The organism is Candidatus Cloacimonadota bacterium, assembly GCA_016932035.1.
Classification (GTDB): Bacteria; Cloacimonadota; Cloacimonadia; order JGIOTU-2; family JGIOTU-2; genus Celaenobacter.
In genome coordinates, this window is the sequence record JAFGDR010000040.1 from 24,712 (window position 1) to 50,248 (window position 25,537).

At 39.9% G+C, this 25,537-nt stretch carries 24 protein-coding genes; 22 read left to right on the plus strand and 2 right to left on the minus strand.

Going from position 1 to position 25,537, the window contains the following annotated elements:
* Positions 1-11 precede the first annotated feature (11 nt).
* The 3 genes from JW794_07170 to JW794_07180 all read left to right on the plus strand — a co-directional run bounded on the left by JW794_07170 (position 12) and on the right by JW794_07180 (position 6,929).
* Complete coding sequence (locus tag JW794_07170) at positions 12-2,648, plus strand: cache domain-containing protein (protein ID MBN2017888.1); 2,637 nt, start codon at positions 12-14, stop codon at positions 2,646-2,648.
* A gap of 60 nt (positions 2,649-2,708) precedes the next feature.
* Positions 2,709-5,339 (plus strand): hypothetical protein, encoded by a 2,631-nt coding sequence (locus tag JW794_07175; GenBank protein MBN2017889.1) that lies wholly within the window; start codon positions 2,709-2,711, stop codon positions 5,337-5,339.
* An 87-nt stretch (positions 5,340-5,426) separates the two neighbouring features.
* Positions 5,427-6,929 (plus strand): right-handed parallel beta-helix repeat-containing protein, encoded by a 1,503-nt coding sequence (locus JW794_07180; GenBank protein MBN2017890.1) that lies wholly within the window; start codon positions 5,427-5,429, stop codon positions 6,927-6,929.
* A gap of 49 nt (positions 6,930-6,978) precedes the next feature.
* Here JW794_07180 and JW794_07185 read toward each other — a convergent pair whose 3' ends face one another.
* The gene (locus JW794_07185) at positions 6,979-7,164 is read right to left on the minus strand and encodes a hypothetical protein (protein MBN2017891.1); all 186 of its coding nucleotides are present in this window, start codon (positions 7,162-7,164) and stop codon (positions 6,979-6,981) included.
* A 130-nt stretch (positions 7,165-7,294) separates the two neighbouring features.
* Between JW794_07185 and JW794_07190 the strand changes: the two genes are divergently transcribed.
* The 14 genes from JW794_07190 to JW794_07255 all read left to right on the plus strand — a co-directional run bounded on the left by JW794_07190 (position 7,295) and on the right by JW794_07255 (position 20,811).
* Positions 7,295-9,361 (plus strand): cache domain-containing protein, encoded by a 2,067-nt coding sequence (locus JW794_07190; GenBank protein ID MBN2017892.1) that lies wholly within the window; start codon positions 7,295-7,297, stop codon positions 9,359-9,361.
* A gap of 8 nt (positions 9,362-9,369) precedes the next feature.
* The gene (locus JW794_07195; GenBank protein ID MBN2017893.1) at positions 9,370-9,702 is read left to right on the plus strand and encodes an STAS domain-containing protein; all 333 of its coding nucleotides are present in this window, start codon (positions 9,370-9,372) and stop codon (positions 9,700-9,702) included.
* A 26-nt stretch (positions 9,703-9,728) separates the two neighbouring features.
* Positions 9,729-10,931, plus strand: coding sequence for an ABC transporter substrate-binding protein (locus tag JW794_07200; GenBank protein ID MBN2017894.1), 1,203 nt, complete (start codon positions 9,729-9,731; stop codon positions 10,929-10,931).
* 51 nt (positions 10,932-10,982) lie between these two features.
* Positions 10,983-11,615, plus strand: a complete 633-nt coding sequence (locus tag JW794_07205) for a hypothetical protein (GenBank protein MBN2017895.1) — start codon at positions 10,983-10,985, stop codon at positions 11,613-11,615.
* Positions 11,616-11,625: 10 nt separating this feature from the next.
* On the plus strand, positions 11,626-12,606 hold the full coding sequence (locus JW794_07210) for a TAXI family TRAP transporter solute-binding subunit (protein ID MBN2017896.1): 981 nt from the start codon (positions 11,626-11,628) through the stop codon (positions 12,604-12,606).
* 9 nt (positions 12,607-12,615) lie between these two features.
* The gene (locus JW794_07215) at positions 12,616-13,395 is read left to right on the plus strand and encodes a nitroreductase family protein (protein ID MBN2017897.1); all 780 of its coding nucleotides are present in this window, start codon (positions 12,616-12,618) and stop codon (positions 13,393-13,395) included.
* Positions 13,396-13,497: 102 nt separating this feature from the next.
* Positions 13,498-14,586, plus strand: a complete 1,089-nt coding sequence (locus JW794_07220; GenBank protein MBN2017898.1) for a DUF4935 domain-containing protein — start codon at positions 13,498-13,500, stop codon at positions 14,584-14,586.
* A gap of 40 nt (positions 14,587-14,626) precedes the next feature.
* A complete protein-coding gene (locus tag JW794_07225) occupies positions 14,627-15,613 on the plus strand; it encodes an ABC transporter substrate-binding protein (protein MBN2017899.1) in 987 nt (328 codons plus the stop codon).
* Positions 15,603-17,522 carry a SpoIIE family protein phosphatase gene (locus JW794_07230; protein MBN2017900.1) on the plus strand — a complete coding sequence of 640 codons (1,920 nt, stop codon included), beginning with the start codon at positions 15,603-15,605 and terminating at the stop codon, positions 17,520-17,522. The genes JW794_07225 and JW794_07230 overlap by 11 nt, the downstream gene beginning before the upstream one ends.
* 15 nt (positions 17,523-17,537) lie before the next feature.
* A complete protein-coding gene (locus JW794_07235) occupies positions 17,538-18,326 on the plus strand; it encodes a transporter substrate-binding domain-containing protein (protein MBN2017901.1) in 789 nt (262 codons plus the stop codon).
* Entirely contained in the window at positions 18,268-18,651 is a 384-nt protein-coding gene (locus JW794_07240) for a cupin domain-containing protein (GenBank protein MBN2017902.1), read from the plus strand. Before JW794_07235 ends, JW794_07240 begins: the two co-directional genes overlap by 59 nt.
* 1 nt (position 18,652) lies before the next feature.
* Positions 18,653-20,002: a SpoIIE family protein phosphatase gene (locus JW794_07245; protein ID MBN2017903.1), complete on the plus strand. Its 1,350-nt coding sequence runs from the start codon at positions 18,653-18,655 to the stop codon at positions 20,000-20,002.
* A gap of 7 nt (positions 20,003-20,009) precedes the next feature.
* On the plus strand, positions 20,010-20,435 hold the full coding sequence (locus tag JW794_07250) for an ATP-binding protein (GenBank protein MBN2017904.1): 426 nt from the start codon (positions 20,010-20,012) through the stop codon (positions 20,433-20,435).
* A gap of 40 nt (positions 20,436-20,475) precedes the next feature.
* Complete coding sequence (locus tag JW794_07255) at positions 20,476-20,811, plus strand: STAS domain-containing protein (protein MBN2017905.1); 336 nt, start codon at positions 20,476-20,478, stop codon at positions 20,809-20,811.
* Positions 20,812-20,875: 64 nt separating this feature from the next.
* Here the strand turns inward: JW794_07255 and JW794_07260 are convergent, their stop codons facing one another.
* Positions 20,876-21,625 (minus strand): ribonuclease Z, encoded by a 750-nt coding sequence (locus tag JW794_07260; GenBank protein ID MBN2017906.1) that lies wholly within the window; start codon positions 21,623-21,625, stop codon positions 20,876-20,878.
* 186 nt (positions 21,626-21,811) lie between these two features.
* Between JW794_07260 and JW794_07265 the strand changes: the two genes are divergently transcribed.
* The 5 genes from JW794_07265 to JW794_07285 all read left to right on the plus strand — a co-directional run bounded on the left by JW794_07265 (position 21,812) and on the right by JW794_07285 (position 25,459).
* On the plus strand, positions 21,812-22,756 hold the full coding sequence (locus tag JW794_07265) for a hypothetical protein (protein ID MBN2017907.1): 945 nt from the start codon (positions 21,812-21,814) through the stop codon (positions 22,754-22,756).
* Positions 22,757-22,809: 53 nt separating this feature from the next.
* The gene (locus JW794_07270; GenBank protein MBN2017908.1) at positions 22,810-23,007 is read left to right on the plus strand and encodes a tautomerase family protein; all 198 of its coding nucleotides are present in this window, start codon (positions 22,810-22,812) and stop codon (positions 23,005-23,007) included.
* 26 nt (positions 23,008-23,033) lie between these two features.
* A complete protein-coding gene (locus tag JW794_07275) occupies positions 23,034-23,621 on the plus strand; it encodes a GNAT family N-acetyltransferase (GenBank protein ID MBN2017909.1) in 588 nt (195 codons plus the stop codon).
* A gap of 106 nt (positions 23,622-23,727) precedes the next feature.
* The gene (locus tag JW794_07280; GenBank protein ID MBN2017910.1) at positions 23,728-24,474 is read left to right on the plus strand and encodes a slipin family protein; all 747 of its coding nucleotides are present in this window, start codon (positions 23,728-23,730) and stop codon (positions 24,472-24,474) included.
* Positions 24,475-24,544: 70 nt separating this feature from the next.
* Positions 24,545-25,459, plus strand: a complete 915-nt coding sequence (locus JW794_07285; GenBank protein ID MBN2017911.1) for an aldolase — start codon at positions 24,545-24,547, stop codon at positions 25,457-25,459.
* The last annotated feature ends 78 nt before the right edge of the window (positions 25,460-25,537 follow it).

Genomic DNA, 25,537 nt, shown 5'->3' on the forward strand with positions numbered 1-25,537 from the left:
CTATAAATCCTATGAAGAAAAAAGCCCGAAGCGTATCGACCCTCTTTATCCTTAGCATGGTTGTGGTCACCACCCTCTCTGTTACAATGCTTGGATATTATCTTATCACACAGGAATATACACAGTTCTCTGAATCGAATACCAAGATCCGTGATGAATTTATTAACACCAACAAACAGATCATTAAATATGAAGTTCAAAGCTCCGTTAATTATATAAATTTCCGCATCAAGGAATCGAGGAATGAGTTGAAATCCCATATCAAGGAACAACTCTATCAAGGATATCAAATACTTGAGTATCTTTATGATGAATATAAATTTACGATGCCGGAATCCGAACTTAAAGAACTGCTCATCTCGGTATTGCGCCCATTTAAGTATAATACCGGGCGAGGATATTACTCGGTTACAACCGGAGATGGGAAGGCATTACTCCTACAGTCCGACATGGCTAACAATCCACTTGAAGCAGAAGGTATCAATCGGCTAAATCAAAAGGATGTTAAGGGTTTTTATTTTGTGAGGGAGTTCATCAAGGTTGCTAAAAATCAAAATGAAGGATTTGTTGAATATTACCGCATAATTCCTAATGATCCGTCTCGAAAACCATATCTCAAAGTATCATTTGTGAGATACTTTGAGCCTTTTGATTGGATCATCGCTACCGGTGATTATCTTGAAAGTTACATGGACGAATTGAAGTATTCAATAATCGAACATCTGGCTAATATTAGATTTGGTGATGATGGATATATTTTCGGGGTTACATATGATGGAGAATCCTTGTTTTCTAATGGAAAGATCACACTTGGCTCTGATAATATCTGGGATTTAACCGATCCGGCAGGTGTGAAGATCATACAGGAGGAAAAGAGAATAATCGATACAGAAGGTGAGGGTTATCTGGAGTATCAGTGGAATAAGCTCGAAGATGAAAATCTTTATCCCAAAATATCATATATAACAGGAATCCCCCAGTGGAAATGGATCATCGGAGCGGGGATATATCTCGACAATATTGAATCGCTTATTGCTCAGGAAAAATTGATCCTGAGACAACGCATCAACAACCACATCATGAAACTGGTTGCACTCCTTGCCTTTATCATTGTAATCATAGCTAATACTTCGATCTACGTTACGGTAAGACTCAAAAGGAATTTTAAGACGTTTATGTCTTTCTTCCAGAAAGCAGAGAACGAGAATGTTCAGATAGAGCCGGAGCAAGTGCACTTCTCCGAATTTCAATCTATTGCTCATTCTGCAAACAGCCTCATAGCAAAAAGAACACAGGCAGAAGAGAATCTTCGTTTGTTCAGGGAAGTATTCTATTACTCTACAGACGGTATTGAGATCATCAAACCTGACTTTACATTCTACGAGCAAAATCCAACACACAGAAAGCTTTTTGGATACTCAAACGAAGACCTCGCAGGAAAGACCCCTGCCGTCTATATGGGCGATGACAATTTTCATGAGATGAAAGATGCACTTCTCGAATATGAATTCTATCGTGCAGAGACCTATATGAGAACGTCAGACAATCGGGAAGTATTCATCGATATGTCTTCATTCCCTATTTTTGATAAAGATGGAAATGTGCTTTTTTATGTAGCAATACAAAGAGACAATACTGAACAAAAAGCAATTTTCAATGAACTGCAGAAGAGTGAAGAGAAATACCGCAATCTTATTGAGACGATGGAGGAGGGTATGATGCTAGTTGATGCTGACGAGAATATCCTCTTTGCTAACCAGGCAACAGGCATAATATTTGATATTCCCTACGAAGAATTGATTGGGACCAATCTTAAAAATGTCACCTTGAAAGATGACATTGAACACCTCTTATTTCAAACACAGAGAAGAAAAGAGGGAATAAGAGATAGATATGAGATTCGCTGCCAGACGTATACGGGGGCAATAAAATTTCTTCTTGTTAATGCACGTCCAATTTTCGAAGAAGATGAATATGCTGGTTCATTCTCAGTCTTTACTGACATTACCGACATCAAGAAATCTCAGCATGAACTTGAGAAATCCCTGGCAGAAAAAGTTGTTATGCTGCAGGAAATCCACCATCGCGTAAAAAACAACATGCAGATCATCATCAGCTTGCTGCACCTTCAGTCAATGTACATCGAAGATGAAGAAATCGTTAGCCGATTCAAGGTGATTGAGAATCGAATTCGTTCCATGGCTATCATTCATGAAAAACTATATGAATCAGAGAATTTTGTAGATATCGACTTCGGTGAATATATTGAAGAGCTTTTTAGAACACTGTTCAATTCAACCGGGCTTGCTGATGAAAAAATACAATGTAAACTCGAGATCGAACCAATTACACTCGATCTTAACCAGGCCGTACCCTGCGGATTGCTCTGTAACGAGTTGCTGACCAATATTTTTAAACATGCCTTCCCCGGGAATATGACCGGTACGGTTCGTATTTCAATGAAGAAAACCAAGGATGGCAAAAACAAACTCACGATCGAGGATGATGGTGTGGGATTCACAGAAAAACTCGAAGAAGCGGGACAATCATCGTTGGGACTCCAGCTTATCCAGGACCTTGTCACACAACTTGGCGGTACATTGAGTCTTAATAAAAACAAAGGAACATCATACACGATTATTTTTTGATATTTGAGATAGATAAGATTTTAATAAGTTTCGGCTTTGTCGGTGCGGGTTAGGAGTAGCGTGTTAAAAAATTTTCAATATCGGGGAAACTACCTAAACTTCAATGTAATAAAACATTTCATTGAGGGGAACCACAAGAAAAACAACTGTACGCTGCCTGGATTCCTGCCTGTCGAAATAGATTATGAACTCACCAATGGAGAGAAGGGAACATTCCAACTGCCGCCGCGTGAGAGTATTTATTTTTCGATGAATCCACGGACAAAAAGAAAAAAAATCCTCGAAACTATTATTGAAGCCCGAAAGAATACAGTAAAAGCAAATGAACTAACTTCAGATATTGAAGATTTCATTCATAAAGAAGTTCTTGAACTTCAGCAGATGACCTTTGTTGAAAACGAATATGTCATCCCCTCATGTTCTTCACAGATGTATGATATCGACCTGATCAGCCACAAAGGAAATAATCTTCTTCATCTTATTCAGGAAGGATATCCCGTTCCGGATTTTTGTATTCTCAGCTCAAAAACATATTTTGAATCCCCGGAAAAAAGAGAAAAGTACATCTTTGATGCGATCACAAATCTTGAGCACATGATATCTCAGAAATTTGGCTCAGAAGAAAGTCCGCTCATTATTGCTATGCGTTCGGCAATGCCTTCATATATCCCTGGTTTAATGCCTACATTTCTTAATGTTGGTGTTACGCCTGAGAATTATAGTGGTCTTTGTAATATTCTTGGAGAATCGGTTGCAAAAAGGATCTACTTGAGCAACCTGCGAACCCTGGAATTAAACCTTTTCGGAAAGTATGAACTGGAAGAGAGCATTGGAAGCGAGGGTATCGATGAAGAGATTGAATTTCATTATAATCTGATAGCTCTCCAGGATGAGCATCTCCTTCATGATGCTTTTTACCAGGTTTGTTTCTTTCTTAAGAGAGCTTATCACTATTTTAAAAGCAATCAGGATCTTCTGCACACATTTGTTTTAAAAGGTGAGAAGTATCCGTCTATAATCCTGCAAAAAATGGTCTGGACTGTTAGAGGGAATAAATCCTATCCTGGAGTTATCTACAGCCGCCATGCGCGAACAGGTCTTGGCATTCAGGTCGAGAGTCTCCCAAATATTTTTGGTGAAGAAATCATGACCGGTCTTATTGAAACAGAAGATAATGAGTTTTTCGATCGTCCTTCGATTAAAGAAAAATTTCCGGCAGTCTATCATTTTGAACCGCTTCTAAGAGAGCTTGAAAAAAAGATGCGTTCACCTGTTACAGTCGAATTCGCAGCCGAATCATATGGAAATGCATTTCTCTTTGCCATTTTACAACTCAATGCATCTGAACTTACAGGAAGAGCAACACTACTATCCTCAATAGATCTCTATAAGCACAATATTATCGATGCCGAACGCGTTGTTGAGCTTATAAAACCCTATCATCTCACACAAATTTTCTCTGACAGAATTGACGATCCATCATTTAAAACGCTTAAATTTTTCTGCAATGGTGTATCAATCCTACCACGAACTGCAGTTTCAGCACGCGCATATTTCTCTGCTGCAAAAGCTTTTGAAGCAAAGAAACGTGGTGAAAAAGTCTGTATTTGCCAGGAAAGCTTTGTCCCTGCAGATACTCTCGTTATGGCAGAAGTCGACGCAATAATCAGCCTGACCCCTGCAGCAATCCATGTTGTTACTGCTTGTCGTGGTTACGGAGTACCTGCATTCCTGAATCTTGAAAAATTCGGTGTAAGGCTCGAAAGAAACACATTAATAAATCAGGAAGGGATGGCAATATCTGAAGGTGATTGGATTACAATCTCAAGTAAGAGACAAAAAATTTTTATTGGTAAGGCAAAATTCACTCCGGCACGGTTCCAGAGATATCTCGATGGTGAAAAACTGGAAATGAAAATAAAAGAAAAGCGGGTTTTCACCAACATGGCTAAAGCTTTCAAGGTATATAATCAAATTATAGAAAATTTACAAGTCGAAAAGATCGTAAAGCTTGATGAAATAGCAAAACTTGTTCGAACCAGTCTCTCGAAAGAACCTGAAAAAGCTGAAAATTTCATGAACACATGGTTCGATTCAAATCAGGACATTTATATCGACCAGCTTTTGCAAAGTGAACTTGGCAGTCACCAGGATCAGCATAAACTCTATCAATTACTATCTTTAGATAGAAAGATTTTACTGTTTAAAAACATTATCCCAATCTGTCAGAAAAAAAACATTAAAGGATATACAGCCGGCTCGTTTATGCTTGGCAGGTTCCTTTGTCTCGAACATCCCGTTGCATTCTGGAAAGCATTTCCCGAAGGTATGATCTCATTTATGTTGAATGAATATGTGCTGTTTGAAAAATATACAAACGTTCTTAATAAGGTTGGTGAGCGGGAGGTAAACCGTGCTCGAAAGCAAATATTGCGGGATGGTCTGGGTCAAATCAAACTGAAAATCGGTAATGCGATGATCTTTATTACCCTCAAACTCGTCCATAAAAATTTTGATGCAATAAAAAAAGCCCATCCTGATAACACTGACGAAGACACCCTTTATTTGATCGAAATGCTCAGGAAACCGTATGGTTATTTCTTTAATTATCGTGTTCGATGGTCAGTCTCACGGCTGGAAGAAATTTGTGAAAGGGAACATGTTCCTCTCCCGGGTGAAAACGAAGTATAATATGCTTCTTTTGCAACCAAGCTTTATCTTGACAGTATTAAACATTATTAGTGATTAATTATTGAAAATAACTAGTAGGAGTATACTATGACTAAAAAGAAATTATTTTTTGTCGTTTGGATTTTTGGAATTTTACTATTTTCAAGTATGGCTATGTGTGATACCAATGTTTCCGGTAATCAGTCCGGCACATGGACATTGGCAGGTAGTCCGTATAATATTGTTGGGGATATAACAATCCCGGCAGGCAACTCTCTTATTATCGAGCCAGGTGTTCACGTTAAAGCGCAAGGTGTCTATAGAATCACAGCCGAAGGATTTATCACTGCTCAGGGCACTGTAACGGATTCGATCAAATTCTACGGACAGGGCAGAACAACATGGGAAGGTATTAGACTTGAGGATGAGGTGAATCAAAGCTCCTTTTTATATTGCAGGATATCGAATACAGACGGTACTAACGGGTATGGTATCCACTCGGTCAATGCACCAGTTCTTATCCAATATTGCTATTTTGATGATCATAGAAAAGCGATACATTTCTCAGCCATGGGAGATGCAAATCCTTCGAATATGGAAATTTCCTATTCATATATAACTACTTGCGAGCAATGCGGTATCCTTGTTACTGAAAACTCAAATGCACTTGTCGATAACTGTGAAATCACTGCCTGCGGACAGGGAGCTTCTTACTGGCCGGGAATACAGCTCGCGATCCAGACTTCTACCGGAGAATGTAATCCTACGATTACAAATAACAACATCCACCATAATGATAAACAGGGAATCACACTTGCTAATATTTATAACTACGGTGAAGTTGCACCTCATGTTGAGAATAATACAATTATTTATAATCTTACCGGTGTTTACCTATACAACGGACAGGGTTATTACAAGGGTAACACAATCTGTCATAACTATGTATTAGGAAATCCAAATTCTGGTGCTGGCGTCATGCTTTACGGATCAGGTGCGAACGGCACCTTTGTTCAGAACGAAGTAGCTTTTAATTTCTGTGGATTTTATTGTGTCAATGATGCAACCTCCAATCTGGGTGATCTTGGAAACCTGAATGTGGATGATGACGGTGAAAATAATATCCATGATAATGTCGATGAACTTGGAACGGCATACAGCGTGTATAACGGGTCTTCCCAGGACATGAAAGCAGAAAATAATTACTGGGATAGCGAAAATTATACAGAAATAGCCGAAACCATCATCGATGGAAATGACAATCCAGCATATGGTATCGTTGACTTCGACCCTATCCACCCAGGAGTGTCTATAGATCCGGGCATCGATGAAAGCACCGCCTTATCATCTAACTACCCTAATCCGTTTAAACATTCGACTCGTTTTATGTATACGCTTACTCAGCCGGCAGAAGTTGAAATTACAATCTATAATTTAAAGGGACAGATAGTGAATACCCTACAGAATTCACATAATGAGAGTGGTACATATTCTTTGCTTTGGGATGGTCTGGATGACAGAAATCATACGCTTCAATCAGGCATCTATCTGTTTGATATAAAGATTAATGGAAAAGTAGTTCACATTGAGAAGTGCGTATTGATTAAGTAGCTAAATCCTTTTTGATACATTAGTCCAACTTAACTGCTGAACTCTCGGTTTACTCTGATTTGATTTTCGAGGTGCGTAAATATTCTTCGAGCATGATCCGTATATCTGGGGGGATTTCTCCTCTTTTTGTATAGCTATCTCGTGCCATACGTTCGATGTCTTCGTCGGTAAGGTTCAATTCACTTATTGGTTTTCCACCAAGTCTTCGAGTTAGTTCATCTCTTTCTTTGCCCATCGACACCTCACGTGTTCAATCTACATTCAATATTATCTGTCAATATAATTATTCTTGACATCGAAGGATACAGATAAACGAAGATATTAAATATAAACAGTTAACACAAAGTCTGAGGATTGCATAAAGCATGAAAGTACCGATACGCCCTCTTTCCTTCACAACCAAGATGCTTATTCTAATCCTCATTATATTGGTTTTCACGACATTGTCATTTATGCTTCTAACTCAAAATGAAGTTAACAAAGTCATGTGGAACACCATTTCCTCCTCAATTCGCGATATGAGAACGCTCATCTCTCTTTTTGTCGAGAATGAGTACCGTGGTCTCATGTTTCATAAAAAATACGCACTCAACAAATATAAAGACCAGTTGAAGAACGTGACGGGAATTGTCACCTCAAATATTGAATACTATTACTCATTATATAAAAAAGGACTTCTGTCCGAAAATGATGCTAAATCCTTTGCTCTGGACATGGTCGAAAATCTTCGATACGGAAATAACGACTATTTCTATATCTATGATGCCAACCTTGTTGCAGTCTCTCATCCTGATACTGACATTCGTGGAAAAAATATGACTGAATATCAGGACGTCAAAGGCAACTTCCCGCTCAAAATGATCAAAAATAAGATAATAGAGAAGGGGCAAGGATTTGAATCTTTCTGGCATATGCACCTTGATGAGACCAAACCTGTAGAAAAACTCACCTATAACTACTATTTCAAACCATGGGATTGGATAATTGGGACAGGTGTGTATATTGACGATATCGACAAAGATACTGAAACCAAGCTTGTCGAGATGGTAAGTGAGTTAAGGAAGATCTTTTCTAAGATTCGGATCGGCAGGAACGGTTATTTTTTCATTTTTGACAACAATCACGTTATCCTCGTTCATCCCACGATGGAAGGTGTCGATTTTGCTGATGTCGATGTTCCAGGATTAGGTATTGAACACTGGTATAATCTTGTATATGCATCGAAAACCCCCGATCAAGCTTACACATATTTGTGGGACAAACCTGATGATGAAGGGGCATTCAAGTATAAGAAAAGAGCATATGTAGATTTCTTCGAACCTCTGGACTGGTATGTAGTTTCTGCACTCTATGAAGATGAGATGAAAGAACCGTCTCGGAGAATTTTCCAAAAAGAATTATTCATCGCACTTGCCGCACTGCTGATAGCAAGTTTAATTACTGTTTTTGCAATTCGTCGTTTCACAAAACCAGTAAAAATCCTAACAGATCATGCTCGAAAACTCACAGAGAATAACTTCCAGGCAGAAAAGTCAGATGAACTCGCCCACCTGACAGAATTTTCACATGATGAAATGGGTGCTCTTGCTCAAACATTCATTAACATGGAGCACACACTGAAGGATTACATCACAAATCTCAAAGCCACGACGGCTGAAAAAGAAAAGATACAGAGTGAACTTCGCATTGCACATGACATCCAGATGAGTATGATCCCGAAGCAATTCCCGGCATTTCCTGACCGGGAGGAGATTGAAATTTATGCTTTTATCGAGCCTGCAAAAGAGGTCGGAGGAGATCTATATGATTTCTTTTTCATCGATCAAGACCACCTTTGTTTTCTCATTGGAGACGTCTCAGACAAAGGTGTGCCTGCTGCTCTTTTTATGGCTCGCAGTTTGAGCATGATACGTTCTACAGTTCGTTTGATGAATAAAGCCAGTAATGAGATTCCCCTTCCATCGGATGTTATATCGGAAGTCAACAACGAGCTATATCAAAATAATCAACATTGCATGTTTTTAACGATACTGCTCGGAATCTTGGATGTTAAGAGCGGCAATGTTAAGTTAACCAATGCTGGTCATAATCATCCCTATTTGATAAAAGAAAAAAGCATCGCACCGATTTTACTTCCAACAAGTCCTCCTCTCGGGATACATCCCAAAACCAAATATCAAACAGAGCAGATCACTCTTGAACATTTTCAAAGTATATTTTTATACACTGATGGAATTACCGAGGCAGTAAATGAAAACGACGTGCTTTTTGGAGAAGAAAAATTAGAAAAAACTTTACGAATTATACCAGACGCAGAACCAATTCAAGTTATCAAATCTATAACAAAAGAGGTTCATGAGTTTGCAGCCAACAAACCGCAGTTTGACGATATCACGATGCTTGATATCAGATTTCTGGGCAAACAAATATAGGAAATACAATGCATATCACAACAAGTAAAGAGAAAAACATTAGGATAATCGGGATCGATGGGAAGGTTGATTCATTCACTTCAAAAGATTTTCAGGACTCACTAATACGTCATATTATTGATGGGGAAAAATTGATTCTTGTTGATTGTTCGAAACTTGAATACATAAGCAGTTCAGGCATCCGCGCTTTCTACTTTGCTTTGCGGGAATTGAACGATCACGGAACGATTGCAGTCTGCTCTGCAAATGAGAATGTTCTTCACACCCTCGAAATTGTTGATTTCTTCTCTGATTTTCCCATATATAGCACTATCGACGAAGCAATAGAAAATTTATCTTAGAACAATTAAATATATTGGGAGATATCATGAAAAAAATCTTCATTATTAGTTTTGTTCTACTTATTATTATCATCTCCGGTTGCACATCAAAAAAAGAGATTACCATCGCAGCACTTCTTTCACTTACAGGCGATCTTTCGTCCTCCGGTTTAAGTGCACAGGCAGCTTGCGAAATAGCTGAACGAGATATCAATTCATACCTGACTTGTATTGGCAAACCATACAGTTTTCACATAGAATTTGAGGATACACAAACTGATCCCATCGTTGCACTTCGAAAAGCGAGACTAATGCATTCCAAAGGAATCAAGACGATCATCGGCGTGCAGTCGAGTTCAGAACTGGCAAACATAATGCCATTTGCTGATAAAAACAGGCTGGTTGTTATAAGCACGGAAAGTACTGCACCTGCTCTTGCTATTGAAGATGACTTTATTTTCAGGCTTGTTCCGGACGATACTCAGCAGGCAAAGGCAATTGTTCAGTTACTTGAAATCCTGAATTACAAAGTAATTATTCCATTTTTTAGAAATGACTCATGGGGAATTGGATTAATGGACGGTATAAAGCAAGAGTTAAAGAATTCGTCGATTCAACTCCTCGACGGAATTGCTTTCGATCCTCTTACAAAAGATTTTCAGGAAGATCTAACAGAATTAAGCATCATTCTAAAGTCCACCGTTAAAACTCATGATCCTGAAGAATGCTGTGTGTACTTTCTTGCTTTTGAAGAATCTGCTCTAATTTTTGAATCACTTCATAATTATCCTACATGTACATCTGTTCGGTGGTTTGGCAGTGACGGTACAGCACGAAACGAAGGATTAAGAACAAATGAACAAGCTGCTCAAACAGCAATTAACGTACAATTCATCAATCCTATGTACAGCCCTGAGAAAACAGAAAAAGCACTATTTCTGGATCTTCAACTCACCAAGAAATACAATCTAACACCTTCATCGTATACATCAGCAGCATATGATGCCTGCTGGCTTGCGGCACTTTCTCACATCGTAACCAAAAACGGAGATTCAGAAGAGATAGCTAAGGCATTTATTCATACTGCGAATGCATATTATGGTTGTACGGGCTGGACTGTTTTAAATAAAACGGGTGACAGGAAAGATGGCAACTATGATTTTTGGGAAATAGAGAATAAGAACGGTTCATATGAATGGACAAGCACAATGACATTCATAGGAAATAATCATACGATCAACACACCATAGAAAGGAAATGTAATGAAAAAAAAGCTCCTTTTGATTCTATTCATTCTTATTATGTGCACAACAACCCTTAGCGCAGCACCGGTTAAAAGTCTCGTTATTCTTAAATCGGTATTCAGCTTGCTTCAGGAAAGTCTACTTATTATGTTTGTATTTTTCCTGTTCAGTAAAAGCGATACTTTTAAAAGAATATTTGCAAATGATTCTTCACCTTGGGACATAACAAAAACGATCATTCTGTTTACGCTGATCGGTATTTACGGAACCACCCTTGGCATACCTGTTGTCGGTGCTATCTCGAATATTCGAGATACTGCTCCTTTTATCGCAGGGTTCATCGGGGGACCGATTGTCGGTATTATAACAGGTTTTCTTGCGGGTCTTCATCGTTTCCTTCTCGGTGGATTTACACAAATCCCCTGCTCACTGGCAACACTTCTTGCCGGCTTGCTCGCAGGTCTTGTATCCCGATCATTCAAAAAATCTCTCTCATACTGGCTTGCAGTGACTGTAACCGCATGCCTTGAACTATTCCACATGATACTCATTCTGCTGCTATCAAAACCATATGCTCAATCGATCGCACTCGTCAAAGAGATCATCCTGCCTATGGTGCTTGGTAACTCGATCGGTATCTTTATTTTTGTTTACATTCTCCGTCATGTAATAAAACCACACGATAAATAAGAAGGTCACGATGAAAAAATTAGTTTTTGCACTATTGTCGATTGTCCTTCTATTGAGCTGCACACAAACAAAGATAGAATTCCCTGATGAACTTGTCATCGGATCAGGTCCATCCGGAGGTACGTGGTTTACCTTCGGAAAACTTCTTGAACAACTCTATTCAGAAAAGCTGACAAAAACTGTTTCGGTTCCAGGGGGTGGTGTCGAAAATGTTGTTAATCTTAACGAAAACGATATCGATCTTGGATTTTCTACAGCAGTTCTCGGAAAAGCTGCCGTAGATGGCATGCCCCCTTTTGAGACACCTCAAATCAATGTGTCCTGCATCGGCAATCTTTATAATCAATATCTCTATTGTGTTGTTCGAACCGATTATGCTTATCAAAACCAACTCAGCGTACTTGATGACATCTTCTCGAAGAAACTGCCTGTAAAACTCGGCGTGTTGAGTAAGGGCACAGTAAGTGAATATGTAACAAAAAATATTCTTTTGCAACTCGATTCATCATATGAGAAGATCTTAAATTTGGGTGGAAAAGTGGAGTTTGACACCTATACAACAGGCTCTATCCATCTTGTTGAAGGAGCGATAGATGTATTTATTTTTATGGCTTCATCACCTGCGGATATTGTTATCGATTTGGAAAACGAGATACACATTTCACTCCTTCCATGCTCAAAAGAACTTATTGATTCTATGCACCGTGAAATTGGAACAACGAGCCATGAAATAAAAAAACATTCGTACAAATCTCTATTTCATGACATCCATGTCATAGGAGATTATACAGTCCTTCTTGTTCGTAATTCTCTATCAAACGAAGTCGTGACAGCCCTTGCGAAAACTATGTTCAAAAATACAAAATATCTCTCAAGTACAGAAAAGGTTATCGACCAGATAGAAGCCAAGAATGCGTTCTCTGATACCGGTTTCCCACTTCATCCCGGAGCAGAGCAGTATTATAAAGATTGCGGTTTATGGGAGGATTAGGAATCGTAGATGGATGACTTCACAAATCCTGTGATCGAGCTTCTTGTGAAGCACAGATCAATTCGTAAATTTAAGGAAAAAGATATTCCTCAAGCAATGATCAATACCATTGTCCGATCAGGTCAACAGGCAGCATTTGCCTTCCAGGCGTACAGCGTACTTCTCTCAAAAAATAAGAAGAAAAATCCTTTTCATGCACCGCTCTATTTTATCCCTTGTTTAGATCTTCACAAGATTGAGAAAATCATGGAAACACGGAAATGGAAGATAGTATTGAATGACCTGTATTGTCTTCTGCTTGGTCTTCAGGATGCTGCGTATATGGCACAAAATATGGTCATCGCTGCTGAAAGTCTTGGACTCGGTACATGCTATATCGGGGCAGTACCTTATTATGCAGATAAGATTGCCGAACAGTTCGATCTCCCCAAGAAAGTATTTCCTCTCGTTGGAATCGCAATCGGTTATCCTGCAGAAGATCCACCCACACGACCACGCTATCCTTTATCATTCTCACTCTTTGAAGACAATTATCCGGAACTTGATGAAAGCGCAATCGAGAATGCTAAAAAAGTTATGGATGAAGGATATCTGTCGCAGGATTATTATAAACAACTAAACGCGAAGATAAGCTTAACAGGTGGCCGGAAAGAAACATTCGATTACGATACGTATAGCTGGACAGAGCATATCAGCAGAAAATTAGGTCAATGGGATCCGTCGCCAGATAAACTGCTTGAACAATTCAGAAAACGTGGTTTCGATTTCTCCAGTTCCGATAAAAAATGAGAAATGCTATTTTACTTTTTTCTTGTATGCATTAATAACATTGACGAGAAAATAAGATTTCTTAGGATTTGTATGCATGCGAAATAATGCCGGAGCCAAGTCATGAGAAATGCCTTTGTTGGTTATTATAAACCTACAGATATCGAACTGACAAGATTATGGGAAAACAGCATCTTTGTGCTCGATGCAAATGTGCTGCTCAATCTTTATCGCTATTCGGCAGAGACCAACACAGAAATCCTCAACACCTTCAACCAGATGGGTGACCGCATCTGGATCCCCTACCAGGCAGCATTGGAATATCATCAGCGTCGCCTGCAAGTTATTGAACACCAGGAAGATTCCTATATCGATCTCCAAAAATTTCTTAAAGAAATCCAGGACGAATTGAAAAACAGACTTCTCTCTGATGACCACTCATTTCTCGCAGACCAGCTTATCGACAAGGTTGTGAAGATATTCAAAGACCTTGAAACAAAGCTTCATGAAAGGAAAGAGGAGTACCTTTCCCTCTTTGAAAATGATAAACTTCAGGAAGCCATTGCAAATCTTATGGAAAGAAAGGTTGGGAATGATTTTCCAAAAAATCGTCTTGAAGAAATATATAAAGAAGGCGAGGAGCGTTACGAGGACGAAATTCCTCCTGGTTTTCATGACAAAGATGCCAAACGTGATATCAATAAATATCGCGATTTGATTATCTGGTATCAAACGATAGATCATGCAAAGGCAACCTACAAACCGGTGATCATGCTGACCGATGAGAAGACCGATGACTGGTGGCTGAAATTCAAAGGAGAAATTATTGGACCGCGTCCCGAGCTTGTTCATGAAATGCGCAATAAAGCAAATGTTTCTTTCTATATGTACCGTATCGATCCTTTCATGGAAAATGCTCAGAAATATCTCGATGTCTCTATCAAAAGAGAAGCTATCGACGAAGTTCAAAAATTCCGCCTTCGCGATGATCAGCGCTTAGAAAGCAAGGATGAATTTACCAAAGCGCTGCGCTTCCAGAGAGAAGCAGTTGCAAAACTATCCGAAGAACTGCAGGAACTTGCTAATCAGACAGAAATATTTAATGTACTCGATATTTCCAAAGCACTGAAACAATACAGCCATCGCCAGAAATCACGTCTTGAAAAAGCAGCTGAAGATGTTCCTTCTGAGGATTCCGACAAAAACAAATAAGTTTGCTCCGAATAAAACAAAAATCAATAATAGGGATGTTATGAAAAAAAGAATACCTATTATCGTTATACTTTGCATGATTATTCTCTGCAGTCAGGTTCTTCAGGCGCAGAGTAATGATGCAATTTCTCTCATGGTACAATGGTTTCCACAGGCACAATTTGCAGGATATATCGTTGCACACGAAAAGGGCTTTTATAACCAAGCAGACATCGATGCAATAATACTTTTTTCTGATGGGACTGACAGTCCACTTCAGGAAGTACTCGACGAACGTATAGAATTCTGTACAGGCTGGCTATCGCAGGCGATCATGCTTCGTTCAGAAAACGAACCGATCCTTAACATCTGCCAGATGCTTCAGAAATCCTCATTAATGCTTATTGCCAAAAAAGAAAGCGGCATCGAAACTGCTCAGGACTTCGAAGGTAAGGTCGTCAGCAACTGGGGAGGAGACTTCTCAATTCAGCCCATTGCATTTTTCCAGAAACAGAACATAGAACCAACTGTTATTCCTCAATCCTTCCGAATCGATGGATTTCTTGTTGGAGCTATCGATATTACGTCTGCCATGTATTATAATGAATATCACAAGATAATGCAGGCAGGTATCGATGAAGACGAACTTGTGACTTTCTTTTTTACTGATTACGATCTGAACTTTCCGGAGGATGGTATCTATTGCAGAGAAGAGATATATCATAGCAATCCCGACTTGTGTAAGCGCTTTGTCGATGCAAGTCTGAAGGGTTGGGCGTATGCCTTTGAACATAAAGAAGAGAGTCTTGATCTTGTTATGAAATACTGCAGAGAATACCACATGCAGACAAATCGGTCTCATCAAAGATGGATGCTGAATGCTATCGAAACTGCCATGACCTACCAGGTCGGTGACGATCTCGTCAACTGGGGTGTCCTAAAAAAGGATGATTATTACACCGTAGCAGAGGAACTCCTTCATCAAGGACTTATTACAACGATCCCTTCCTACACAGAATTTTATAAGGATGTCGCACATGAAAGATGAAAAAGTAAAAGTCAGGCGTCCTTTAGTACAAAAACTCCTCCTCTGGATTGGTGTTCCGCTTCTGCTGATCTATACTGTTGTCATTCTCTTTACCTATTTCTGGAGTGGTGACAATGCACTCAGACAGATGAAGGAATATCTTTTTGAGTTAACCTCACATCACGCCTGTATGCTGGACGGCAATTTTATAAAGGTTTCGGGATCATCGATCGGTATTGCTGATGCAATCGATGAACTGTCAATACCATCATCGGAAGAACTCTATGCGCTGATGGCAAAGAAATTACAGGAAAATCCTAATATTTACGGCATGGCAACAGCATTCGAACCCTCTGCATATCCCCATAAAAAACTATTTTCCCCCTATGTACATCGTGATCAGGAGACTTTTACCTATCTCGATCTTGCAGATAATATGGATTATACACTTCAGGACTGGTTCATGATACCAAAACTACTTGGCACATCGTACTGGGGAGAACCCTATTTTGATGAAGGCGGTGCAAATATTCTGATGGCAACCTATTCACAGCCAATCTATAAAAATGATGCTTTTATTGGTGTCTCAACTGCTGATATCTCACTGGAAGATCTTGAACAGGAAATGAATAATATCCGTATCATGGCTGGTTACACGTTTATCATTACTCGAACAGGGACATTTATTTACCACCCCATAAAAGAATACATGATGAATGAAAGTATTTTCAGTCTAGCTGAAGAAGACGATCAACCCGATCTCCGCGAAATCGGTAAAAAAATGATCGCAGGAGAGCAGGGCATTACAACATTCAAAGATTTCAATTCCGGTGATAAAAAATGGCTGGTTTACTCACCAATCCCTGATTGTAATTGGAGCTTTGCAGCAGTTATTCCTGACAAAGAAATCATGAAAACCGTCAACTCAATGGTGATCAAACAGATCGGGATCTTGGTGATCGGTCTCCTCATTATTCTTCTTGTGGTTATCTGGGCTGCATTCGGCATTACTAACCCAATCAAACGCCTGCTCGGTTTTGCAAATAAGATAGCACAGGGAAATCTCGATGAGAAGATCACTGGTATTCGCGGACATGACGAAATTCACGAACTCGTTAAAGCATTTAACAAGATGACGTATGATCTTAAACACTATATTACAGACCTGACTGCAGCTACCAAAGCAAAAGAGTCAGTTGAAAGTGAACTTCGAATTGCACGCCAGATACAAGAGTCACTCCTTCCCCGTATTTTCCCTCCATTCCCGGATGTGGAACAATTTGATCTGTATGCAAAAAATATTCCCGCTAAAGAGGTTGCTGGTGACTTCTTCGATTTCTTTATGCTTGATAAAGATCATATTGCAGTCATAATTGCAGATGTTTCGGGTAAAGGCATTTCTGCTGGACTATTCATGGCAGTCACACGAACACTTTTAAAAACTGTATGTGTTCAGGACATCTCACCAAAGCAAGCGATTGAAAAAGCGAATTTTGTACTCTGCCAGGACAATGATGCCTGCATGTTCACGACCCTGTTCCTTGCGATCTACAACATCCGAACAGGTAGTATGAAATGGACCAATGCAGGTCACGACGAACCGATTATCATCACCGAGGACGGCTCTCATAGAATACTTAAGACCTTTAAAGATATTGCTCTCGGAATCAGTGAATTCCATGAATATCATGAAGGTGAAGCACAGCTTGAGGTCGGTGAGGTTATGGTTCTATATACAGATGGAGTTCTTGAGGCAACCTCCCCGGAGAAAGAGCTTTATGGTGAAGATAGGTTTATTAAAATCTTGTCCAAGAATGCCAATAAATCTATAGTTGACATCATCGATGTCGTCACTGCTGATCTTGAAGGTTTCCAGAAAGAAAATCAATTTGACGACATAACGATATTACTTTTAAAAAGAGAAAAATAATTTGGAGAACTTAATATGAAATTCAAATCAATTCTCATCCTCCTGCTGGTCGTGTTTGTTTGCTTCACTATATCACTATCTGCAAAAGCGAGGGGAATTGTCTTTGCATTTGATAAGACACATGCCCCATTCTCTTTTGTCGAAAATGGCGAACCTGTCGGTTTCGATCTCGACCTGCTCTTTCCGATGTTTGAGGGTACAAAATATGGTTTTGCCCCTACAGAATTCAAATGGAACGATGCACTTATCTCGCTAAAAAAAGGTGTTAAGGTCGACATGATGTCTCAGATGGATAAAACACCCGAGAGAGAAGTGCTCTATGATTTTACTGATGAACCTTATTTGATCGATGAAGTGCGCATCTTCACAAAGGATGATTCAATTTACAATTTTGATGACCTGAACGGTAAAAAAGTTGCAGTTCAAAAAGGAAGCTATTACGAGGAGATACTTTCTCAAAATGAGAAAATCACCATCCTTGCAACAGAATCGGAATACGATGCCCTCGATGCATTGAACAATGATCTTGTCGATGCATTTGTCGGACCCTTTAGTGTAGCGATGTATATCATCACGAGTAACAACTACGTTGACATAATATATGCAAAAGAATCGCTTGAAACAAGTTACATGTATTTTGTTGTGGACAAGCATGATAACGAGCTTCTGAAATTCCTCAATGAAGGAATGAAAGCACTCAGAGAAAATGGTACATATGAAGCCGTTCACGAGAAATGGTTTGGTAATACTCAACAAGAAGAACCAGGTTGCGAGCATCCCTGTGAACATCCCTGTAATAAATAATCTTTTTGAAAAGTTCCCATCTAACCTTGAAGAGGAATCTTTCGAGGTTTTTCTGAATAATGAGCACTTTCGTCTTAAGAGAATCGTATCTGAAGGTCACACAACACCGGAAGGAACATGGCTCTGTGAAGATTCCGACGAGTGGGTGATCCTTCTGAAAGGCTCCGCTAAATTGATGTTTCAGGATGATCGTGTTATAAAAGAGATGAATCCCGGAGATTACTGCATCATACCTGCGGGTTTAAAGCATCGAGTAGAATGGACAGATCCTGCAAAAAAAACAGTGTGGCTTGCCCTACATTACGATACAGGTAAAAAGGATTAATATGACAATTCTATCGCTTATCAATCACATGGCACTCCTAATCGTTATTGCGTATGTGCTTACCAGAACAAAGCTCTATTCTCAGGTTATAATAGAGAAGAATATTAACATTAAAAACGGCATTCTTCTTGTTCTCATTTTTGGGCTCTTCTCAATTTACGGCACGATCAGCGGCATTCAAATATTTGATGCCACAGCGAACATTCGCGATCTTGGACCTGCTATTGCTGGATTGATTGCTGGTCCGGTGGTCGGATTTGGTGCTGGCCTTATTGGAGCTGTACACAGATTTTTCCGGGGTGGCGTAACCTGTGTACCGTGCTCCGTTGCAACTCTTTTTGCAGGAATTTTAGGCGGTATCGTTTTTCTTATACGCAAGAAAAAGATTGTAACAATCGTTGGTGGAGTTATCTTTGCAATCTGTATTGAAATCCTGCATATGCTGATAGCTTATTTATGGAGTCTTCATACAGGTGAGGTTGCTGCGACAGTCGCGATTATAAAAAAAGCAATAATTCCGATGATCATCACCAATAGTATTGGTATCGCGATCTTTATTTTTATCGCTCGCAATCTAGTAAAAGAACGGAGAATCGAATCGGAAAAGACAAAAATCGAGCATGATCTTCATATTGCTCATGACATACAGATGGGTATCATTCCAAAAATTTTTCCCCCTTTCCCGGAACGTCCCGAGTTCGATCTTTTTGCTGTTATCGAGCCGGCAAAGCAGGTTGGAGGTGATCTGTATGATTTCTTCTTTTTGGATGACGACCACCTCTGTTTCTGCGTGGGAGATGTTTCTGGTAAAGGTGTTCCGGCATCGCTGTTCATGGCAGTTTCCAAAACACTGATCAAAGCCCATGCTCAGTCCGGCATGAATTCAGCTGAAATCCTCTTTCAGGTGAATAACATGCTCTGCGAGGAAAACGAATCAAGCATGTTCGTTACAGTCTTTCTCGGTATCCTCGATATTAAAACAGGTGACATCACCTACACGAATGCCGGGCATAACATCCCATATCTTATCCATGAAGATGGATCAATCACCAAAATTCCTAACACAAAAGGAATTGCACTCGGAGTTTTGGACGACTTCCAATTTGAACATAAATCAACTCATCTAAACAAGAACGACCAGATGTTTATTTTTACAGATGGAGTAAATGAAGCAACCAATGAGCACGATGATCAGTTTACCCTTGAGCGACTTGAAAAAGATCTCTCAAAATGTAATGCGTGCAAACCAAAAGAGACAAGTATGCATATTATTGACAAAGTGTATGCATTCCAGGGAAATGCTGTTCAATTCGACGACATAACTATCCTCGTTCTTCATTACAGGATATGAGGTATATATGGAATCATTAATTGTAAAAATAAAAAATTCGTTGCCGGAAATTGCACGGGTGACCGAAGAATTTGAAAACTTCGCAGAAGAGAAAGAACTGTCCCAGCGCATCGTGTATGACGTATCGCTCTGCCTTGATGAACTGATTACGAACATCGTATCCTATGGGTTTCATGACAAAAAAGTGCATACGATCGAGATACAGTTCCACCTTAAGGAGAAAGAAATAAAACTTGTTTTCATCGATGATGGTTTCCCCTTTGATCCTGTGCAAAAAGAAGATCCCGAGCACCTTCAGCATTCCGTGGAAGAAAGACCTATTGGCGGACTCGGCATATATCTCGTAAAAAAACTCATGGATATCGTAAAATATCGTCGTGTGGAAGATAAAAATATCTTAACATTGACAAAATTCTTGAAAAAATCGAACTAAAGGAAATTAAAGAATTTCTAATCCATACATGGAGGATTACATGGAAATTAAGCAAGATAAACATGAAGACATCGCTGTCATCGATCTCATCGGTCGCCTTGACGCGAACACTTCAGGTGAACTTGAAAGCGTACTTATTCCCATGATAGACAGAGGAGAGAAAAAGATCGTTCTCGATTTTTCCTCTCTGGAATATATCAGCAGTGCTGGTTTGCGCCTGCTTCTCCTTGCTGCAAAAAAGTTGCGTAACAACAAAGGTGAGATCGTTCTCAGCAGCATGAAAGATTTTATTAAAGAGATCTTTGAAATTTCAGGTTTTACCCCAATTTTTACGATCGTTGATACAAAGGAAGAAGCGCTGGAAAAACTTCAATAATTCCACATTAATCATTTATTATCGGGACTTTTTTATTCAGATAAAGAGTCCCTTTGTATTATAGTTAAATCTTATATGTCTTCCCAATCCGGGCAATCGATATGTCGCCATCAAATTCCTGAGCAATATACTCTATGATCGGGTAATCTTCTGTGTGAGGGTAAAGGTGCGTAAGGACAACTTCTTTCACTTTCGATTTTTGCAAAATTCTCTCAATGAGCTTTGGATTGAGATGTATCCCGGTTTCAAGGTTCTGTGGAAAAGAGCACTCGAGAACTGCCAAGTCTGCATTCTTACATAAAGTAACAATATTATCATTATAACCGGTATCTCCCGAAATACACACGACCTTTTTATGGTATGTGAATCGAAAACCGATGCTGTTATCAGTATGAAAAGTTTGAAGTGTTTGTATATTGATGTCTCCGTAGTCGAATTCATTGTTACCCATCTCCCTGACAATGACATCGAAAGAGGTCTCCAGTGTTCCTTCATAGAGATGTTTCAGGTTTTCATAGAATTCAGAAAATCCAATTGGCGCGATCACTACCAGCTCTTTTTTCCGCTTACAATCAGGATCATGATTCAGAGCAAAAAGCAGTGCGCCGAAATCATTTACATGATCAAGATGAAGATGCGACAAACAGACTGCATCGATTTCGCGGTAATCATAACCGGTCTTTGGTATTGTATGCAGAACACCGGTTCCGCAATCAACGAGTAATAATCTATCTCCGATTTCAAGTAATCCGCCAGATGAATTTTTCTTCGGATCGGGAACACATGAACCAGATCCTAAAACTGTATATTTCATGAACACCTCTTGATATAACTTCTTGCTATGATTTTGTAATAAAAAATTATAGGCAAGATTTATAGAACAAATCCTCAAATTTATCCAAAATGCCTATCAAAAACGTAATTTATTGACGAAAATCATCAAACTATTGTGAAATAAATGCTTATGAAACACAAGAATAAATTGAACATGAGGAGAATAATGAAAAAGAAATGTATAATTTTGCTCACTACGATTACGCTGTTCTTTAGTTTGACCACAATACTCTTAGCCGAAAATATGGAATTAGATAAAGAATATGATCTTGGTGGTGAACTCATTCGTGAAGATCAATATTACATTATGGAATCCCGGCTTATGGAGTATGCGCTGGACGGAACACGTATTGGAACGGATGTTTTCCGATTATACCTGATGTGTACTCCGCTGAAAGACGAAAATGAGTTCCAATATACCTGTAAAAAATTTATAGCTCGGTTTTGTGATGAAGAAGAGGTCGGAGTTCCTGTACTCACAAACTGGTCATATATTTTCAAAGAAAACATCGACGAGGAGGGACAAGTATTCGGTATCGATCATGGCAAATTCGAGAATCTAACCAACTCAAACGGTAACCTCATACCACCTGACAAATCATATCATGTGTATAATACGTTCATAGATTTTCATTCTTTCTGCGATGTTTTCGCAGCACCAACCCCGGAAGGAAATGGCATTCAAGACCTGACAAATATAGGACAGAAGATCGTGCATGCTGCTGCAAATTCGGAGCCGCCAACAAACCTCGGAAGCAATATTGCTGAAGGATCATATTTCAGAAATGGTGAGATAACGCTCGAATTCAAAGGACTCAGCACATTCAATGGTAAGACATGCGCACTTATCGGGTATGATTCTGGCGAAAGCTCCTTTAAAATGATTTCTCAACCAGCACCAAATTTTGACATTGTAACAACAGGAAGTTCTCACTATATGGGTGATATTTATAAAGATCTGGAATCCAACTGGGTACAGAAAGTAACGCTCACCGAATTTGTTGTTAGTGAAACCACGCTGCCCGTAGCTCCGAATATAATAAATTCCATCAATGAGAGAGATATTCTTATCAGGAGTGTCAGCCAAGAGGAATTCATGAAAATGAACTAACCACCGGATAACCTTTATCACTTATAGAAGTAAAAAACAAAAAGGAGATAACTATGCCAGTACTTACGTTCGAAGGACCGATCATAAAAGACATAGATGTTAAACGAAAACTCGCTCAAAACCTTACCACTGTTCTCTCTGATACATTCCCGAATATCCCGAAGGACGCATTCATTGTTCAGATAAAAGAAAATGCACCGGAAAATATCGGCGTTGGGGGCAGCTTATTGGCTGACCGCTGGAAAAGCTGAGTTCTCTTAGCTATTTTAAATTACCAATGAGCATAATCATCGAATCAAAGTCCATTAAACGTCTCAAGGAATACAGCATGATCCCGATCCGTTTTGTGGTGCGGAGTATCTATGAAGTGCACGGAGATGACCCTGCAACCGCTCTACTCATTGAAAAACCAGTTCCCGAACCATGGATCAAAGATTATGATGCAATAAAAGGTGAGGAGCCAGTGCATTGGGCTAAATTGTGGGATATTTCCAACTGGGGAATGCTTGTGGCGCAATTAAACAAACCCTGGATCGGTGGGTGCGTGCTTGCCTATAATACCGATGGGGTGTATAAACTAGAAGGACGTGACGATATAACTGTTCTCTGGGATTTGCGAGTCCATCCTGATTTCCGCAGGCAGGGAATTGGGAAAAAGCTACTTGCATCCGCATGTGAATGGGCAAAGAAAAGAAACTGCACAGAACTCAAAATTGAAACACAAAGCATAAATGTGCCTGCATGTAAATTCTACCAGAAGCAGGGCTGCCGGCTGGACAGTATAAACCGAAATGCGTACAAAAATTTTCCCAATGAGATCGAGTTGATGTGGAGTGTGAGGTTTAATAACATAAAAATTTCCTAAGATAAATCATTTTTTTTATATTAGTTTTTACATTTTTCCCAAATAAATTGACAACCCATCCCCTCTTATTGCTATTTCCAGTAAAGCTCAAAAACAGGAGGTTTGCATGCAAACAATTATCATTATAGTTGTGCTCGGGCTTATATTATTGTTCAAGTCTATTCGTGTGGTCCGCGAATACGAGCGCGGTGTGGTTTTCCGTCTTGGGCGACTGCTTCGGGCAAAAGGTCCCGGTATTTTCCTGCTCATTCCCTTTATCGACCGCATGGTCAAGGTTGAGCTGCGTACCGTTACCATGGACGTACCGCCGCAGGACATCATCACGCGTGATAATGTACCGGTCAAGGTGAATGCAGTGGTCTATTTCCGCGTCATCAATCCAGAAGATGCAGTGGTCAAGATCGAGAACTACATACAGGCAACATCACAGATCGCGCAGACAACCCTGAGGAATATCCTCGGTAAGTCCGAACTGGACGAGCTTCTTTCCGAGCGTGAGAAGATCAGCCAGGAACTTCAGCAGGTCATCGACGAGCAGACCGATCCGTGGGGTATTAAGGTGAGTGTGGTCGAAGTTAAAGATGTTGAACTTCCCTCCACCATGCAGCGCGCAATGGCACGCCAGGCAGAAGCAGAGCGAGAACGCCGTGCTAAGGTCATTCATGCAGAAGGTGAATTGCAGGCATCAAAGAAACTGTCACAGGCAGCAGATGTCCTTTCGAAAAATCCTGCATCGATCCAGCTTCGTTATCTTCAAACCCTCAACGAGATCTCAGCAGAGAAGAATTCCACAATCGTATTCCCGCTGCCCATCGACATCATGAAAGCGCTGACGGAAAAACTCAGCAAATAACAATAAAATATTTCAGAAGGAGTGTTCTCGTTATGAAGGGCACTACTTTCTTTGTATTGCAGGATAACCTATGAAAGATAATATTTGCGTTCCCCTCGATGTGCCCCCGGAAGCAAAAGGCACGTATATTTTCAATTTCCAGGAGATCACCAGAAAGAGCGGTCGGCTCATGCTCTTTGCAGGAGACCAGAAGATCGAGCATCTCAACGATGACTTTTATGGTGACGGAATTCCAAAGGAAGACGGTGATCCGGAGCATCTTTTCCGGATAGCTGCGCAGTCCCCAATCGGCGCATTTGCAACGCAGCTGGGGCTTATCTCAAAGTATGGAGATAATTACCGTAATATTCCCTATGTGGTCAAACTGAACTCAAAATCAAACCTCGTTAAAACCTCGCAGGCAGATCCGTACAGCGGCATGATCGCTTCGGTCGAGGATGTGATTGCATTCAAAAAGATTGCAGACCTGAAAATACTCGGCGTTGGTTACACGATCTATCTCGGTAGTGAATACGAGAACCTGATGCTGAAGCATGCAGCACAGATCATACGTAATGCACACAAACAAGGACTGATAGTCATCTTATGGATTTATCCCCGCGGAAAAGCAGTTACAAACGAAAGAGATCCTCATCTCATCGCAGGTGCAACGGGTGTTGCTGCATGTCTCGGAGCTGATTTTGTAAAAGTTAATTATCCTGATTCGTACAATGCAAAAGAGGATTTCAAAGAAGCAATCCGTGCAGCAGGCAGGACCGGTGTGATATGTGCTGGCGGTTCGTCGGTCGATGTCGGTGAATTTCTCAAACGGCTTTATGACCAGATACAGGCAGGTGCAGTGGGAAATGCAACTGGACGAAACATCCATCAGAAAACACTGCCGGAAGCGGTGCGCTTGTGCAAAGCCATCTATTCAATTACGGTTGAAGGAAAATGCCCGGAAGAAGCGATCAGCATCTATAAAGGGAACGACTACGTGCCGTAGATTTAAAAAATAGATTAAGAGTAACCGGAATTATTGTCATTAAATTTTGAACGATGATGTGTAAGTTTTGACATTTTA

Excerpts from the sequence above, each read along its gene's own strand:
- JW794_07170 (MBN2017888.1), top strand. The coding sequence starts at position 12 with ATGAAGAAAAAAGCCCGAAGCGTATCGACCCTCTTTATCCTTAGCATG.
- JW794_07215 (MBN2017897.1), top strand. The coding sequence starts at position 12,616 with ATGGATGACTTCACAAATCCTGTGATCGAGCTTCTTGTGAAGCACAGA.
- JW794_07265 (MBN2017907.1), top strand. The coding sequence starts at position 21,812 with ATGAAAAAGAAATGTATAATTTTGCTCACTACGATTACGCTGTTCTTT.
- JW794_07195 (MBN2017893.1), top strand. The coding sequence starts at position 9,370 with ATGCATATCACAACAAGTAAAGAGAAAAACATTAGGATAATCGGGATC.
- JW794_07275 (MBN2017909.1), top strand. The coding sequence starts at position 23,034 with ATGAGCATAATCATCGAATCAAAGTCCATTAAACGTCTCAAGGAATAC.
- JW794_07280 (MBN2017910.1), top strand. The coding sequence starts at position 23,728 with ATGCAAACAATTATCATTATAGTTGTGCTCGGGCTTATATTATTGTTC.
- JW794_07250 (MBN2017904.1), top strand. The coding sequence starts at position 20,010 with ATGGAATCATTAATTGTAAAAATAAAAAATTCGTTGCCGGAAATTGCA.
- JW794_07285 (MBN2017911.1), top strand. The coding sequence starts at position 24,545 with ATGAAAGATAATATTTGCGTTCCCCTCGATGTGCCCCCGGAAGCAAAA.
- JW794_07200 (MBN2017894.1), top strand. The coding sequence starts at position 9,729 with ATGAAAAAAATCTTCATTATTAGTTTTGTTCTACTTATTATTATCATC.
- JW794_07230 (MBN2017900.1), top strand. The coding sequence starts at position 15,603 with ATGAAAGATGAAAAAGTAAAAGTCAGGCGTCCTTTAGTACAAAAACTC.
- JW794_07225 (MBN2017899.1), top strand. The coding sequence starts at position 14,627 with ATGAAAAAAAGAATACCTATTATCGTTATACTTTGCATGATTATTCTC.
- JW794_07210 (MBN2017896.1), top strand. The coding sequence starts at position 11,626 with ATGAAAAAATTAGTTTTTGCACTATTGTCGATTGTCCTTCTATTGAGC.
- JW794_07245 (MBN2017903.1), top strand. The coding sequence starts at position 18,653 with ATGACAATTCTATCGCTTATCAATCACATGGCACTCCTAATCGTTATT.
- JW794_07270 (MBN2017908.1), top strand. The coding sequence starts at position 22,810 with ATGCCAGTACTTACGTTCGAAGGACCGATCATAAAAGACATAGATGTT.
- JW794_07180 (MBN2017890.1), top strand. The coding sequence starts at position 5,427 with ATGACTAAAAAGAAATTATTTTTTGTCGTTTGGATTTTTGGAATTTTA.
- JW794_07220 (MBN2017898.1), top strand. The coding sequence starts at position 13,498 with ATGAGAAATGCCTTTGTTGGTTATTATAAACCTACAGATATCGAACTG.
- JW794_07255 (MBN2017905.1), top strand. The coding sequence starts at position 20,476 with ATGGAAATTAAGCAAGATAAACATGAAGACATCGCTGTCATCGATCTC.
- JW794_07185 (MBN2017891.1), bottom strand. The coding sequence starts at position 7,164 with ATGGGCAAAGAAAGAGATGAACTAACTCGAAGACTTGGTGGAAAACCA.
- JW794_07190 (MBN2017892.1), top strand. The coding sequence starts at position 7,295 with ATGAAAGTACCGATACGCCCTCTTTCCTTCACAACCAAGATGCTTATT.
- JW794_07205 (MBN2017895.1), top strand. The coding sequence starts at position 10,983 with ATGTGCACAACAACCCTTAGCGCAGCACCGGTTAAAAGTCTCGTTATT.
- JW794_07260 (MBN2017906.1), bottom strand. The coding sequence starts at position 21,625 with ATGAAATATACAGTTTTAGGATCTGGTTCATGTGTTCCCGATCCGAAG.
- JW794_07235 (MBN2017901.1), top strand. The coding sequence starts at position 17,538 with ATGAAATTCAAATCAATTCTCATCCTCCTGCTGGTCGTGTTTGTTTGC.